At 33.4% G+C, this 14,996-nt stretch carries 16 protein-coding genes and 1 other annotated feature; of the genes, 10 read left to right on the forward strand and 6 right to left on the reverse strand.

What is annotated here, in order from left to right:
* Positions 1–55: 55 nt before the first annotated feature.
* Together ANASTE_RS03615 and ANASTE_RS03620 are read left to right on the forward strand one after the other, a co-directional pair.
* Entirely contained in the window at positions 56–1,975 is a 1,920-nt protein-coding gene (locus tag ANASTE_RS03615; protein ID WP_007049587.1) for a leucine-rich repeat protein, read from the forward strand.
* Between the two features lie 260 nt (positions 1,976–2,235).
* Positions 2,236–2,634, forward strand: a complete 399-nt coding sequence (locus tag ANASTE_RS03620; RefSeq protein ID WP_007049588.1) for an RrF2 family transcriptional regulator — start codon at positions 2,236–2,238, stop codon at positions 2,632–2,634.
* Between the two features lie 273 nt (positions 2,635–2,907).
* Here ANASTE_RS03620 and ANASTE_RS03625 read toward each other — a convergent pair whose 3' ends face one another.
* The 3 genes from ANASTE_RS03625 to ANASTE_RS03635 all read right to left on the reverse strand — a co-directional run bounded on the left by ANASTE_RS03625 (position 2,908) and on the right by ANASTE_RS03635 (position 6,313).
* Complete coding sequence (locus tag ANASTE_RS03625) at positions 2,908–3,789, reverse strand: cation diffusion facilitator family transporter (RefSeq protein WP_039944911.1); 882 nt, start codon at positions 3,787–3,789, stop codon at positions 2,908–2,910.
* 519 nt (positions 3,790–4,308) lie between these two features.
* The gene (locus ANASTE_RS03630) at positions 4,309–5,601 is read right to left on the reverse strand and encodes a PTS galactitol transporter subunit IIC (protein WP_039944913.1); all 1,293 of its coding nucleotides are present in this window, start codon (positions 5,599–5,601) and stop codon (positions 4,309–4,311) included.
* A gap of 61 nt (positions 5,602–5,662) precedes the next feature.
* The gene (locus ANASTE_RS03635) at positions 5,663–6,313 is read right to left on the reverse strand and encodes a transaldolase family protein (protein WP_039944915.1); all 651 of its coding nucleotides are present in this window, start codon (positions 6,311–6,313) and stop codon (positions 5,663–5,665) included.
* Positions 6,314–6,484: 171 nt separating this feature from the next.
* On the opposite strand from ANASTE_RS03635, the gene ANASTE_RS03640 reads away from it, so the two are divergent.
* Entirely contained in the window at positions 6,485–7,243 is a 759-nt protein-coding gene (locus tag ANASTE_RS03640) for a DeoR/GlpR family DNA-binding transcription regulator (protein WP_039944918.1), read from the forward strand.
* A gap of 349 nt (positions 7,244–7,592) precedes the next feature.
* Here the strand turns inward: ANASTE_RS03640 and ANASTE_RS03645 are convergent, their stop codons facing one another.
* Together ANASTE_RS03645 and ANASTE_RS03650 are read right to left on the reverse strand one after the other, a co-directional pair.
* Entirely contained in the window at positions 7,593–7,868 is a 276-nt protein-coding gene (locus ANASTE_RS03645; protein WP_007049593.1) for a DUF6809 family protein, read from the reverse strand.
* Between the two features lie 46 nt (positions 7,869–7,914).
* Positions 7,915–8,271 carry a helix-turn-helix domain-containing protein gene (locus ANASTE_RS03650; protein ID WP_007049594.1) on the reverse strand — a complete coding sequence of 119 codons (357 nt, stop codon included), beginning with the start codon at positions 8,269–8,271 and terminating at the stop codon, positions 7,915–7,917.
* 1,543 nt (positions 8,272–9,814) lie between these two features.
* Between ANASTE_RS03650 and rpmG the strand changes: the two genes are divergently transcribed.
* From rpmG to rplL, 7 genes are all read left to right on the forward strand, one after another.
* Positions 9,815–9,964, forward strand: coding sequence for a 50S ribosomal protein L33 (gene rpmG / locus ANASTE_RS03655; RefSeq protein ID WP_007049596.1), 150 nt, complete (start codon positions 9,815–9,817; stop codon positions 9,962–9,964).
* A 12-nt stretch (positions 9,965–9,976) separates the two neighbouring features.
* Entirely contained in the window at positions 9,977–10,216 is a 240-nt protein-coding gene (gene secE / locus ANASTE_RS03660) for a preprotein translocase subunit SecE (protein WP_007049597.1), read from the forward strand.
* Positions 10,217–10,222: 6 nt separating this feature from the next.
* The gene (gene nusG / locus ANASTE_RS03665; RefSeq protein ID WP_007049598.1) at positions 10,223–10,780 is read left to right on the forward strand and encodes a transcription termination/antitermination protein NusG; all 558 of its coding nucleotides are present in this window, start codon (positions 10,223–10,225) and stop codon (positions 10,778–10,780) included.
* A 23-nt stretch (positions 10,781–10,803) separates the two neighbouring features.
* Positions 10,804–11,229 (forward strand): 50S ribosomal protein L11, encoded by a 426-nt coding sequence (gene rplK, locus ANASTE_RS03670; protein WP_007049599.1) that lies wholly within the window; start codon positions 10,804–10,806, stop codon positions 11,227–11,229.
* 79 nt (positions 11,230–11,308) lie between these two features.
* Entirely contained in the window at positions 11,309–11,998 is a 690-nt protein-coding gene (rplA, locus tag ANASTE_RS03675) for a 50S ribosomal protein L1 (protein ID WP_039944923.1), read from the forward strand.
* 62 nt (positions 11,999–12,060) lie between these two features.
* Positions 12,061–12,185, forward strand: a sequence feature (ribosomal protein L10 leader region).
* An 11-nt stretch (positions 12,186–12,196) separates the two neighbouring features.
* The gene (gene rplJ, locus ANASTE_RS03680; RefSeq protein WP_242648101.1) at positions 12,197–12,718 is read left to right on the forward strand and encodes a 50S ribosomal protein L10; all 522 of its coding nucleotides are present in this window, start codon (positions 12,197–12,199) and stop codon (positions 12,716–12,718) included.
* Positions 12,719–12,763: 45 nt separating this feature from the next.
* Positions 12,764–13,138: a 50S ribosomal protein L7/L12 gene (gene rplL, locus ANASTE_RS03685; RefSeq protein WP_007049602.1), complete on the forward strand. Its 375-nt coding sequence runs from the start codon at positions 12,764–12,766 to the stop codon at positions 13,136–13,138.
* A 672-nt stretch (positions 13,139–13,810) separates the two neighbouring features.
* Here the strand turns inward: rplL and ANASTE_RS03695 are convergent.
* Positions 13,811–14,440, reverse strand: a complete 630-nt coding sequence (locus tag ANASTE_RS03695) for a GNAT family N-acetyltransferase (RefSeq protein ID WP_039944930.1) — start codon at positions 14,438–14,440, stop codon at positions 13,811–13,813.
* Between the last annotated feature and the right edge of the window lie 556 nt (positions 14,441–14,996).

Raw genomic sequence — 14,996 nt, forward strand, 5'->3', positions numbered from 1 at the left:
TTCTATCGCATGAAGTAGTATAATATTATATATAAATTGATTAGGGGAAATAAAAATGAAAAAAAGATTTGTTGCGAGTTTTATGTCAGTGTTTATTTTATTTAGCATAATAACTCCTTTTTCTGTATTTGCGTCTGAAAAGACTAATAATACACAACTTAAAAAATCTGTACAGTCAAAAGATGAATTGAAAAGAAATGGCAATTCTGTAAAAAAAGTGATGGCTTCAGTAATGTATGGAGATTTTGAGTATGATAAGGATAGTAGTTGTATAGTTAAATATAATGGAAATGATACAAATGTTACAATTCCAAGTATGATTGAAGGGCAAAGTATAACAAAAATAGGCATGGATGCCTTTAGTAACAATAAGAAAATCAGAAAAGTAAAACTTCCAGATACTATTAAAAATATTGAGCCTTATGCCTTTAAAAATTGTACTATGTTATCGGATATTAATTTTCCAAGTGGATTGTTAATGATAGATTGTGGTGCTTTCGATTCTTGTTCTTCTCTTACTTCCATTACTCTTCCGGATACAATTGAGAATATAAATTATGCATTTTTAAATTGTTATAGTCTTGTTAGTGTAAAATTACCGGTTAAGGTTTCTAATAAATTTAATATGGACAGTGCGTTTTATGGCTGCAGCAGCTTAAAAAGCGTAAATATACCCGAAGGTACTACCTCGTTATATAGTACTTTTTCAGATTGTAAAAGATTAAAAAATTTAAAAATACCTAGTACGGTTACAGATTTAAGCCAAGCTTTTAGTGGGTGTGAATCATTAACAAGTATGACAATACCATCTTCTGTAACAGATACAAAAATAGCCTTTAACGGTTGTAAAAAACTATCTAATGTATATATTGAAAAAGGAGTACAGTTTATTGATGAAAACTGCTTTAATGGTACATATGCATTAAAAAATATCAATATTCCCGACAGTGTGATATTAATAGGTAAAAATGCATTTTCTTATTCCGGATTGACATCGGTAAATATCCCTAATTCTGTGGAACGTATCGGATATCAAGCTTTTGCTGATTGCTATTATTTAAATTCAGTAACTATTCCTTCGTCAGTTGAATATATTGATGAAGAAGCATTTTTATCTTGCAGCAAGTTGACCGGAGTTAATATAAAAAATCAAGTAGTAAGTGATACTTCAAATACGAAATCAGTAAAATCAACGAAAGTAAAAGGACTTCCTATGATTTCAAAAAAGATGTTCGGTGCTTGCGGTAACTTAAAGAATATAAAAATTCCTTCTTCTGTAAAAAGCATAAATGCAAGTGCGTTTAGCAGCTGCAGGAATTTGCAGTCTATAGAAATACCTGCGAGCGTTACATCAATAAGTTCAAATGCTTTTTATAAATGCCCTAATGTTGTTATTTGTGGTAAAAAAGGGTCTTATGCTCAAACCTTTGCTAAAAATAATAAAATACCTTTTGTTACAGTGAAGATTACAAAAGTAAAAACGAATAAAACATCATTAAAGCTTGGCATAGGCAGTACTTATATGTTGAAGACAAGCGTATCGCCTTCGAATGCAAGTTATAAATCTGTATCGTATGATTCTTCCGTTATATACGTGGCTAGTGTATCTTCGAAAGGAACAATAAAAGCTAAAGATATAGGCAAAGCCTATATTTATGCGAGGGCAAAAGACGGAAGCGGTAAGTATGCTAGGGTTACAGTAACTGTCGTACCGAAGAAAGTTTCAAAATTAAAGCTAAAGAGCAGAAAGAAAAAAGCGACGATAAACATATCCAAGACATTCGGAGCGAGAAAGTTTGAAATATATCGTTCTACCAAGAAAAACAAAGGATTTAAGAAGATAAAGACTACATCGTCCAGAAAATATGTAAATAAGAAGCTTAAATCAAAAAAGACCTATTACTATAAAGTAAGAGCCGTTAACGGAAAATATAAAGGAAGTTTTTCTAAGGTTTATAAAGTAAAAGTTAAATAATAAAAAAGGACCGCTAAAACGGTCCTTTTTATTTTATGTTATAAATTATTATAAAGGATTTATAATATATCCTAAAAATTTTGTCGAATTTTGTATACTTTTATATTATTTTATATTATAATATATTTGTAACTGAGTTTATACTCAGTCAATAATATGTATTTTAATTTCATTTGTTTGGAATAGGGATTAAAATACAGTGATTTACGGAAAAGAATTAATTTATTTAAAACAAGATAAAATTTGAATATGGTGAAAAAATGCAGCTGAATATAACTACAGATTATGCAATAAGATCTCTTATATATATTGCCGAAAAGGACAGGGAAGTCAGCAGGCGGGATATATGCTCGGCTACCAAGATACCTGAAAATTATTTGTATAAGTTGATGGCAAAGTTTAGAGAATGCGGATATGTAGAGGCAGTAAGAGGAATTGACGGAGGATATAAATTAATAGTTGATCCGAAAGATATATCTGTATTTGATATCGTAACTTTGGTTGAAGGTTCTATAAATATAAACCGATGTGCCTTGGACGGCAGAGAATGTTCAAAGGACGGACACGGGAATTGCAAAGTCCATGCTTTTTATGTGGGGCTTCAGGGGAGTATAGAGAAAATTCTTAGAAAAACCACGCTTAAAAGTCTGATGAGATAAATCATTAAAATGCCCATGATATCTTTTTGATATTATAAGCTAAATTTCCTTTCAATATTAATATCTAACCCATACGTATAAATATAAAAAAGGAAATTTAGCAAATAGATAATAATACTTATGTATTAATATAAACTTTTCAACTCTAAAATTTATTTTAAAGGAGGGGATATTAAAAGAAACCAAAAACAATAACCTTAAAACTAAAATTCATTTAAATCAACTAATCACAACAAAAAACGACTGCATACAAAGCGGTCGTTTTTTTTATAGTTAAAAGAAAATCGGATCTACATGGACCATGCAGTGCTTTACTCCTTCAAATTCCGTTTCTATTGCCTCATGAACGTTCATTGCGATATGATGCCCTTCGGCAACGGAAATCTCTCCGTTTACGTATATTATTATATCTACATATTTTTTGCTTGCGAATAGTCTTGTTTTTATGTCTTTGATGGAATACACTCCGTCGATATTTAAAATTACTTCTTTCATCTCTTTTATTGTTTGTTCGTCGCACGATTTATCCACAACTTTATCTACACTGTCTTTTCCTATATCGAATGCGGCTTTAAATATAAGTATACATATGACTATACAAGCTATAGGGTCAAGGATAGGATATCCGAGCCTTGCTCCGAGTATACCTATGAAACTTCCTATTGAAGAAAGTGCATCCGACCTATGGTGCCATGCGTCTGCCATTAGAGCTGTTGAACCTGTCTTTTTTCCCGCATTCATGGTTACTCTGAACATTACTTCCTTTGTTACCACGGATAATATGGCTATATATAAAGCTATGCTTTCCGGGGTTGATATCTGAGTATGATTTACTATCTTCAATATCCCGTCGTAGCCTATACCCGCACCTATTACAGCAAGGAAAGCGGATAAATACATCCCTACGACACATTCAAGCCTTTCATGTCCGTAGCGGTGTTCTTTGTCGGATTTTTTGCTTGAAACATTTATCCCTACCATTACAGCAACGGTGCTGAACACATCCGATAAAGAATGAACGCCGTCGGATATAAGAGCCGAAGACATTGCAAAAAGACCTACCGCTACTTTTACTATAGATAATAGGATATTGACTATCATGCTCCACCATGAAACTTTCATTGCGATTTGTTTGTTTTCCAAAGTCTTATCCATTTTTAACTCCTTATGTTTATAAAAAAATATATCCATGAAACCCACAGATATATCCTGCTGCTATTAGCCCGACCTAAGTCTGTTTAATACGATATTTCGCTAAATTTATTAGACGTATATTACTACATATTTTATTATATGTCAATAAGCTTTGATGTGTTCTTTATTAAAGGCGGAAAATTTACTTAAATCATACAAATCTTGGTTACCCCAAATATCATGTATGATAAATCAAGAAACGGTGTTTATTATTAATATTTAATTTTGAACATATCTTAGATTTATAAAAAACGTATATGATAACAGTGAAAGGGGACAATACAAATCTTTGGAGCGTTTATTGCATTCATTTTAGATAAAATATAAGTGAAGTTAGTATAAGGTAAATATGAAAAATCAAAATATTAATTTAAAATAAGATAAAAAATGCAGAACCGATTTAAATATTACTTTAAAATGTGCAAGGAGTTTTGCTCCTTGCACATTTTTTATTGTAACAATATATTTAGTTATATAAAATTATGTCAAAAAGAATTTTGCAAGTGCGAACGGTATCCATGAATACCACTGAAAAGCCGCACCAAGGCAAGTAAGCTGTGCCGCACCTTCGGGAACCGTTAGGTTGGCATTGCTCGCAAGTCCCGTCATATACGGTGCCGCATAAGATGCAACGTAAAGTACTATTATCATGGTTATGGTCGCCATTATAAGTGCTCTGAACAAGTTGCCTTTGCAAGGCACAACGGAAAATATAACTGCAAAAGTAAGAACAGATAAGTCAGCCAAAGGCAGTGTGGTATTTCCGGGAAGTATAAATGCTAAGAGTAAAGTTATAGGTATCATGAGTAACCCTGTTGCTATTACGAATGGGTGTCCCGTTGCAACTGCCGCATCAAGTCCTATGTATATTTCTTTACCCGGAAATCTCTTATTTAGAAATTCCTGCGTAGCTTCGGAAATGACCATCAAACCTTCCATCAATAATGAAATCATCCTAGGTATCAGTAAGAGTACCGCCGCTACGTTCATTCCGACGATAAAAATCTGCTGGATAGCGTTTATAACGTTTACATCAGGTGCGGAAAACTGAGCTGCCGCAGATAATAAACCGCCTATGATAAGTCCCAGCATCATAGGTTCTCCAAGCAAACCTAATTTTTCCACTATTCCGTCCGTGGTCCACTCAATGTCTTTTACTCCCGGTATCCTGTCAAGGAGCCAGTTAAGTGGGTATGTGATTATCGCCCAGTTTACAGCCTGCATATGAGGAAGGGATATCCCTTCAAGCCCCAATACTTCTTCGCAGTCTTTCTGCGTCCAGTCTGCCAGTTTGAAACATATAGCCATATTTATTATAGATGATAAAACGGCTACGAATACATTCCCCGTTACAAGTACTATACAAGAAGCTATAAAAAGTGCATGCCAGTAATTCCAAATGTCGATATCCATCGTCTTTGTCAAACCAAACAGTAACATCACTACGTTGGTAAGAAGGATCGCCATAAATACCAAAGGCACTATTTCCGTACTCCATGCAAGTGCGGATGCTGTCGCCCAGCCTGTGTCAATGGCAGTCAGTTTAAAACCGAGATTTTTTACCAAGTCGTTTGCTACGGGAGTAATGGTGCTTGACATAAGACCGATGACAAGATTAAGACCGATAAAACCAATTCCGAATGTGACTCCGGCTCTTACGACATCTCCAAACTTCGCTCCCATTATCAGGCCTATTATAATCAATATGATAGGCATCATTACAGCAGCACCCATATCGATTATAAAGTTAAAAATACTCATTATAAAATCCATTTTATTTCCTCCTTTCAAATTAATGAATTTTGAATATTAATTATGCTTAATATTTATGTTCTTATTTATATATGGAGTCGTAATCCCTGGTGAAGTTTTTAATCCCTATTTCGGTCAAAGGGTGTTCAAATAATTGATTGAATACTTTATATGTAAGAGCAAGAGAATCAGCTCCGTTTAAGACTGCATTGATAGCTTCGCTGCAGTTTTTTATACTTGCGGCTATGACTTTGGAATTTATATCATAAAAATCATATATTTCTCTTACTTGTTTGAATAGTGTAAGACCGTCGTGTCCTATATCGTTCACTCTTCCTATAAAAGGACTTATGAACGGTGAATTTGCAAGACCTGCGGCAAGTGCCTGTGCGGGGTTGAATATAAGTGTCGCATTCGTCTTTACCCCCATTGGAACGAGTTTATTTATAGCTTTTATCCCTTCGATGTTTGCGGGTATTTTTATTACAATATTTTCGGACATGGAAGAAAGCTCCTGTGCTTCGTTTATTATATCCTCCGCCTTTGTTGAAATAGCTTCAACGGCAACGGGTCCGTCGAATATACTTCTTATATCCTTCAGTACATCTTCGTAAGTCCTGCCTGCTTTTGCCATTTTATTAGGATTTGTTGCAATCCCCGTTACTATACCTGTTTTCAAAGCTTCTTCAATTTCCTTGATGTTTGCGGTATCCAAAAAAATCCTATATTCCATTTTTACATTCCTCCAAGTTAAATATAACATTTAAATGTTAATTTGGTATCGTTGATACTATCTTTAATGTCAGTATATATCTGCATTATATCATTGTCAACTTACATTTAAATGTTATATTTATTGACAAAACTAACATATGGATGTAAACTTGTATCAGGAGGTGTTATCATGGCATCCAAAAGAACGATGATAATCTATAACTATATCAAGAAAAAGGGAGAAGTGAGTATTAAGGAGCTCTGTGAGCTGTTTCCCGATTATACTCAAATGACCATAAGAAGAGACCTTAATTCTTTGCAGGAAAACGGTTATATCATAAGAACGAGAGGAGGCGCAGTACTAAACGACAATATGCTGAGAGAAGATTTGACTCATCAGCATAGAAAAGTAGTAAATAAATTTGAGAAAAGTAAAATAGCGGTTAAAGCTTTGGAATACATAGATAAAGGAAGCTGTCTTTATATGGATTCCGGTACTACGGTCTTGGAGCTTGCAAAAATAATACCCGATGAGTACTGTTTTGTTACTACCAATGATCCTATAATCGCTCTTGATTTACAGCTGAAAAACAACATAGATATAAACCTTACGGGAGGGAGCCTCAATAAACGAGCGGTATCTTTAGCAGGACCTACCGCTTTATACAGCATTGATAAAGTAAATATCGATACTGCCTTTTTAAGTGCTTCAGGATTTAGCATGGACGGAGGATTTTCCAGTCTTATTTACAATGAATGTGAGCTTAAAAGAAAAGTCATGGAAAATGCAAATAAAGTTATAATGATGATAGACTGCAAAAAATTCGATATCATAAGCCCTTATCCTTTTGCTTCTTTCAAAGATATAGATATCTTAATCACCAATGACAGACCAGGGGACGAGATAATTTATTTGGCAGAGGAAAATGAGTGTATGGTCGTTTATTAAAAAAGGGCAGGGGCGCTGCCCCTTTTAGTCCTTAATTCCATGAGGCGCTTCTATTCGCCGCTATTTTTTGCTTGTCCGACTCGCAAATATTCTTAAAGCAAATATGCTGCACAGCATAACTTCGAAATCATGTTATTGAATGTGTTTCATACATATAAAATTTCCTAAGGTGATTTTTAATAAGCCTTCTTCGAAGTCTTTTAATAGTTACAGAATGAACAAAACGACCCCGCTCGCCGCGGTGGCTAAAGCCTTCGTTGAAGAAATTTTTAACTTGCTGATGTCATTAACCCGTTATTTGCCTACAAGAATAATATTATTAAATAAAAAAACACCCTATAGGAGTGTTTTATTTATCTTCTTCCAATATACCCTTCATCATTTTAGCTCCAAGTTTGAAACCCACAATGAAATAATGAGCACAATCAGCTAAATTATAATCCAGCCACTTTTTACTCAGTTCTTCAAATTCTTCTGACTTTTCTTTTGATAAACTTTTGCTAAAACTATTTTCTTTTTTAAATAGATTGTTCCCTTTTTCCAAGACCTCATCACTAAGTTCACTTTCTATTTGCATCGGTTCTATATTTCCATAAAACAAATCTTCCAATATTTTTCTTTCCATTTTTCGCTCCTATTTTATAAAAAATCTAAAATCCATTTTATTTAGCTTATATATATTCTTTCTCCGTCTTTCTCAACTCGACCCTCTTTAAATAATTAAGATTATCTATCAATATTTTTCGTTCTTCTTTTGTACAGTCTTTAAACAGTAAATCGATTTCTCTTATCGTTAGGTACATGGATCTTTTTCTCAAATTTAAGTCTAAAAGGTCATCAAGGCTTATATTTAAAATATTTGCTAAATTAACTATAGTTTGAAGTGATGTCTTTTCGTTCCCGTTTTCTATATGACTAAGATGACTTACCGACAGGTTTACATACTCCGCTAATTTTTCCTGTGTAAGACCTTGTTTCTTCCTTTGCTCTTTTAACCTTTTTCCTAGTTTTCTATAGTCTATTTTCATCTTAAATCCGTTTTTGTTTTTTATTTTAAATAATATTTATTTCTTTTTTAATAAGGCAATTCAGATTGTGATTTTACGATTTATATCTGTTTACATACTGTAATTGCTCATTATCAGCATGTTTCATTTATTCATTTTTACAGATTGTATCGTCAATATTATTTTAATATTTATTTGTTTATATTTGAATAGACTAAGAGAATAGAAGTATTTTATCGGTTATAGTTGTGAAGAGTTTTAAACTTAACTGGTATTTTTTAAGAGTGATTTTGTTAAAGTAAATTGAAAAGTATAATCTCATATTGATAAATATAGTTTAAATTATAAGAGTGCGTAAACAGAAATAGTTTTGAAAAATAGTTTTATAAAATCCTGCAAAAAAAATACATTTGTATTCTTTTTTATCATCTTGTTTTAAGTTAATAAGTTTAATTTTATATGGATAGTAATAGCAACTGTCTAAAATCATATGTTAAAGTCTTACAAGGAAATATGAGTATATTTTTAAACTATAGAAAATAAATCTCTTGGGTATTATTCGGATTAATATGGATTATGAGTTTAATATCCTTTCCCCGAAAGCTTTAGCTTCACAGTGTGGAAGTATTTTACTCAAAGTTTTTTGCTTTGGAGAAAACTTTGAGTGGTGAAAGGTGTAGAATCCCTAGTTTTTTATTGGTAGGGATAGCGGTTCTTTCACAAAATGCGGGCAGCATTTTGTAGAAAATCGAACCGCGTTAAAGCCGTCACGGCGATTGAGTGAAAGCATTTTATCGAATATTTTTTGCTTCGGAAAAATATTTGCAGGGTTCGTAAGGGACGGAGTCCCTTACAATGGGTTTAAGGGCGGACAGCCCTTAATATAAGTATTGACAAGATATAAATTAAAGAATATAATATAAATAAAGAAGGAGCCGTAGAGATGAAGGTGGCTTCCCAGATGTGTTTTTTAATAACAAATAACTACCTAGGTTGCAACTGGGTAGTTATTTTAATTTTTCTTATTTTTTAAATAAAGAAACTTAAAATAGCGGCGGCTATTTCGAATAGTAGTATAAGTACTTTTATTATCAGTACGTAATCTATCTTCATAGCACCACCCCCTTTATGTAGTAAAGAGGAAACCACCCGCACCTTATTCTACGGCTCGGTCTTATTATATACTACTTCGAATATTTGTTCAATATTTATCTCGAAAGTGGTCACATTTTAGTCACTGCCCATGTGATTTGAAAAATTATTTTTTATATGTTAATGAATTCTCATTAATATTTATAAGAGAGAGTTTTATATATAATATCTAAGGGTAAATGAAAAGTGCAGAAGACCATAAAAATTTCAAAAAAATCCCTTATTTCTCTTGATTTTTCCCATATATATGGTATACTAATTGTGCTAAAGGCGAAAAAAGCCTTTTTTTAATGTTGCAAGCCGAATTTTTATCAGTGATGTGGACCGCTTATAAAAAGTAAAGTTTGCAGAGATTTCGTATTTAATCCTGTAGATATGAAATTTCACAAGAATACAGCGGAGGTTGTAAATAATGAGAGTAAAAGTAACACTTGCATGTGAAGAGTGTAAACAAAGAAACTATAATACAATGAAAAATAAAGATAATCCAAAAGAAAGATTAGAACTTAAAAAGTATTGTAGATTTTGCAAGAAACATACTAATCATAAGGAAACAAAATAAGGGGTATGGATCATGGCAAAAGGTAATAAAAATGCTAAAGCCGTAAAGAAACCTGAATTTTTTCTAATTAGATGGTTTAAAAGCGTCTCAAACTTTTTCAGAGGCGTGTCTGTGGAACTGAAAAAAGTTACATGGCCTACAAAGGATGAATTGATTCAGTATACGATAGTGGTTGTAGTGATTTGTGCGGTACTGACACTATTTATTTGGGGCTTAGATACTGTTTTAGGTTTATTAAAAGGTCTTTTTTAGTAGGTAATGGATATGAGTGAAAATGTAAAACAAATTGAAAGCGACAGCACTAGAGCACTTTGGTATGTTGCACATACTTATTCCGGATATGAAAACAAGGTCAAAGAGAATATCGAAGCCGCTGTTATAAGAAGGAATATGTCCGATATAATCGAAGAAGTCGTAGTGCCTATGCATAAAGTTGAAGAGACTAAAAACGGAGAAAGAAAAGTTGTAGAAAAAAAAGTCTTTCCCGGATATGTTTTGGTAAAAATGTACATGACTGATGACGCTTGGTATATCGTCAGAAATACCAGAGGGGTGACCGGATTTGTAGGTCCCGCATCAAAACCTGTACCATTAACGGAAGAAGAACTTAGAAATCTCGGAATTATTGAAAAAGAAACGATTACTACCGATCTTAAAGTCGGCGATGAAATAGAAGTTTTATCCGGACCTTTTGAAAGCTACACGGGAGTAATAGAAGAAATAAATATAGATAAAGCTAAATTAAAAGTAAACATATCTATGTTCGGCAGGGAAACACCTGTAGAACTTGATTTTACACAAGTAAGTAAATTTTAATTGAATTTTTAGGAGATAGTAAAATGGCAAAGAAAATTGTTGGAATGATAAAATTACAAATTCCTGCAGGTAAAGCAACACCTGCACCACCTGTTGGACCTGCTCTTGGTCAGCATGGTGTAAACATCATGGACTTTTGTAAAGCATTTAACGCAAAAACAGAATCACAAGGCGGACTTATAATCCCTGTTGTAATCAGCGTATATCAAGACCGTTCTTATACATTTATAACAAAGACACCACCTGCACCGGTTCTTATCAAAAAGGCGCTTAACTTACAAAAAGCAAGCGGCGAACCAAACAGAAACAAGGTGGCTCAGTTAACAAAAGCGCAAGTTAAAGAAATTGCGGAAATGAAAATGCCTGACTTAAATGCAGCTACGATCGAAACAGCTATGAGCATGATCGAAGGTACTGCAAGAAGTATGGGTATCACGGTAGAAGAATAATAAGGAATTATTTATTTCGTAGTATGTGGGAGAGATAAATAAGGATTTAAATGTAACCACACAGGAGGATATATATATAATGAAAAAAGGTAAAAATTATCTTGCAAAAAAAGAAATGCTTGAACAAGGTAAAGCATACGATATAAACGAAGCTGTAGCTTTGATCAAAAAAATGGCGACAGCTAAATTCGACGAAACGGTTGAACTTCACGTTAAACTCGGCGTTGACTCAAGACATGCCGATCAACAAGTTCGTGGAGCGATCGTACTTCCTCACGGAACAGGAAAAACAGTTAGAGTATTGGTATTCGCAAAAGGTGAAAAAGCCGAAGAAGCTAAAGCTGCGGGCGCTGATTATGTAGGTGCCGAAGAATATTTGGATAAAATCCAAAAAGAAGGCTGGTTTGAATTTGACGCAGTCGTAGCAACTCCTGATATGATGGGTGTTGTAGGTAGACTAGGTAGAGTTTTGGGACCTAAAGGTTTAATGCCTAACCCTAAATCAGGTACTGTAACATTCGATGTTGAAAAGGCAGTGAAAGAAATCAAAGCCGGTAAAGTTGAATACAGACTTGACAAATCAAACATCATTCACGTTGCTATAGCTAAAGCAAGCTTCAGTGAAGAACAAATCACAGAAAACTTAAATACATTGATAGAAGCGGTTAAGAAAGCAAAACCATCTGCTGCTAAAGGTCAATATTTCAGAAGCGTTACTCTAACAAGCACAATGTCTCCTGGAATCAAACTTTCAGTTGCAAAATTCTAATTAATGTTGTATAATAATTAAGTTTTAAAATTAAATAAAACTTATTCACGTCTTTAAAAGGGTAAAACCTTTTATATATACCGCAGACAGCAGGGGGAGAAAATCCGTAAAGTTCCTGCCGAGGTTAAGAGTGGAGTTACAGATACTCTTTCTTCTTAACATGCGGAAAGAGTATTTTTTATGATAGGAGGAAATATCGTGGCATCAGAAACTATTTTAGAAGGTAAAAAAGCCATAGTTGCCGAAATAGTAGACAAAATGAAAAATGCACAGGCATTCGTTTTAGTTGACTATAAAGGTATCAATGTGGAACAAGATACTGCATTCAGAAAAAATGCGAGAGAAGCAGATGTAGATTATAAGATTTATAAGAATACATTCTTAAGACTTGCAGCAAAAGAATGCGGATATGATGAACTTGTAGATGCATTAAAAGGAAGTACTGCTGTTGGCTTTTGTAACAGTGATGTTGTTGCTCCCGCTAAAGTTGTTAGCGAATTCGCTAAATCAAATGATTTGGAATGTTTAACAATCAAAGGCGGCGTAATCGAAGGCAGCATAGCAAGTCTTGAAGAATTACAAAAAATCGCAACATTACCATCAAGAGAAGCATTACTTGCAAAAATGCTTGGAAGCTTACAAGCTCCAATTTCAAACTTTGCATGTGTTATCAATGCAATCAAAGAAAAGAAAGAAGAAGACGAACAGGCAAGTGCTTAGTTTCGTAGCGTAAAATAATTAAGAAAATAATAGGAGAAAATTAAAATGAGTGAAAAATTTGATAAAATTATTGAAGAAGTAAAATCAATGTCAGTTTTAGAACTATCTGAATTAGTTAGTGCTTTAGAAGAAGAATTTGGTGTAAGTGCCGCAGCTGCACAAGTAGTAGTTGCAGGTGATGCAGGTGCTGCAGGCTCAGCTGCTGAACAAACAGAATTTGATGTAGTATTAACATCAGCAGGAGATGCAAAACTTAAAGTTGTAAAAGCTGTTAGAGAAGTAACAGGTTTAGCACTTAAAGAAGCTAAAGAAATCGTTGATAACGCTCCAAAAGCTATTAAAGAAGGCGCTAGCAAAGAAGAAGCTGAAGAAATCAAAGCTAAAATCGAAGAAGTTGGCGGACAAATCGAACTTAAATAATTTAACGATTATTTTAAAAAGACCATCGTATGATGGTCTTTTTTTGACTATCCGAAGACTCGAAGAGTCTTGAATATTTTAGCTTTGATAAAATATTTTTATATGAAATATAACGGACAACATGAGCAAATTCCATTTATGGCTATTTGCGAATTTTAATCTTTTATTAAAGAAACAACATTCCTAGGGGCTCTGCCCTTAAAAACCTGACCATTCTTTGCTTGTCCGACTCGCAAATATTGCTGCTGCAAATCCGCTGCACAGCATAACTTCGAAATCGTGTTATTAATTGTGTTTCACACATATAAAATTGACTTAAGTAAATTTTAGTAAGCCTTCTTCGAAGTTTTTTAATAGTCACAGAATGAACAAAACGACCCCGCTGGGCGAGGTGCCTAAGCCTTCGTGGAAGAGATATTAAACTTACTGAAGTTATTCATCCGCATTTTACCTAAGAGATTTACTACCTTTAATTTAAGATAAAACTTTTTATGTTAGGGGAATGGGGTAGCGACTGTTTCACAAAATGCGGGTAGCATTTTGTAGAAAATCCAGTCGCTATAAGCCACCACGGCGATTGAGTGGCGTCCTTTAATCCAAAAATTTGGACGAGCAAATTTTTGGTGGGGTGCGGGGCGAAACCCCGCAGGAAGGTTTAAGGGCTGAAAGCCCTTATTCAACATTTTTGGTATAAACAAAATACCTTTCCCTTTGATTATTAAAGACGACTTCCTTTTCGTCTTTTTTCTCAAATCCGTTGTAATCGTAAAAAGAATAATCGCACTTTGAATCTGTAAATAAATAGAACGTGTCTACATTTTCTTTTTTCATGTAGCTATAAAAGTCATTTAATAATTTTTTCCCTATCCCCATGCCTTTCATATTTTTATCCATCGCAAAAAGGACCAGCTCTCCGTTCGTATGGTCTTTTACTTTATCGTAAAGCTGTTTATCCGCTTCACCTTCTTTATTTCCTTCTTTTATGGCTTTCCTTCCGTCCTTTGTCAAAAATAGAGATGAAGCATGGAAAACGGTTTTGATAAGATATTTCAAATTATATCTAAGCTTATATGTGTTATCGCTTCTTCCGAGTATAACTCCTATTACTCTTTCTTCGTATATCGCTACTTTTGAGTAAGTATGCCTTATCAAAAGTTCATATAAGAATATCATGCTCATTTTATCAGCGACTTTTTCATTATCTCCAAAGTCGGGTTCTATCCATGTTTCATATAATAATCCTTTTATTTCCGGTAAGTCTTGTTCTTTTAATTCTCTCAATTTGATTTTATCTTGTGTCATTATGTCCTCCGTGTAATGATATTCTATCATATTTATATAAAAGTTCCAGTGTTCTTGGTTTTAAAAGAATATGAAATTTATTGACTGAGGGGGTTTACAAAAATAGTCAATGGATTATACTTGTTATTAACCGAGGCGGTTAAGGGGAGTATATGTTCTTTTTAGGAATAAAAAGAACCAAAATTTCTCCTAGGCTCAGTGCCTTATCCTTTGCCGTAAGAGATGCAAAAGTATGGATACGTAAATAATATGGGCGGTATTATATTTACGATTTGATATATGTTTTATAATAAGTTTTGTTTATATTATTAGATCAGAAAATATTTAGCTTAAGTGATATTTTAATAATAAAATGTTAATTAATTTATTATATTAGATTTTTATAATTATAAACATAAGAACCAACATTTAAAATAAGTGTGTTTCTAATCTTTGGTTATAAGGGACAAAAAAGCTATGTATGAAAATCATATTTTTTGAATTAACGAGAACAGAAGAATCGAAATTTCCGTGGGGTAGAGTGATCAAGCTTTTTGTAAATGAACATGAAACTAGT

Origin of the sequence: Anaerofustis stercorihominis DSM 17244 (assembly GCF_000154825.1) — a bacterium.
Classification (GTDB): domain Bacteria; phylum Bacillota; class Clostridia; order Eubacteriales; family Anaerofustaceae; genus Anaerofustis; species Anaerofustis stercorihominis.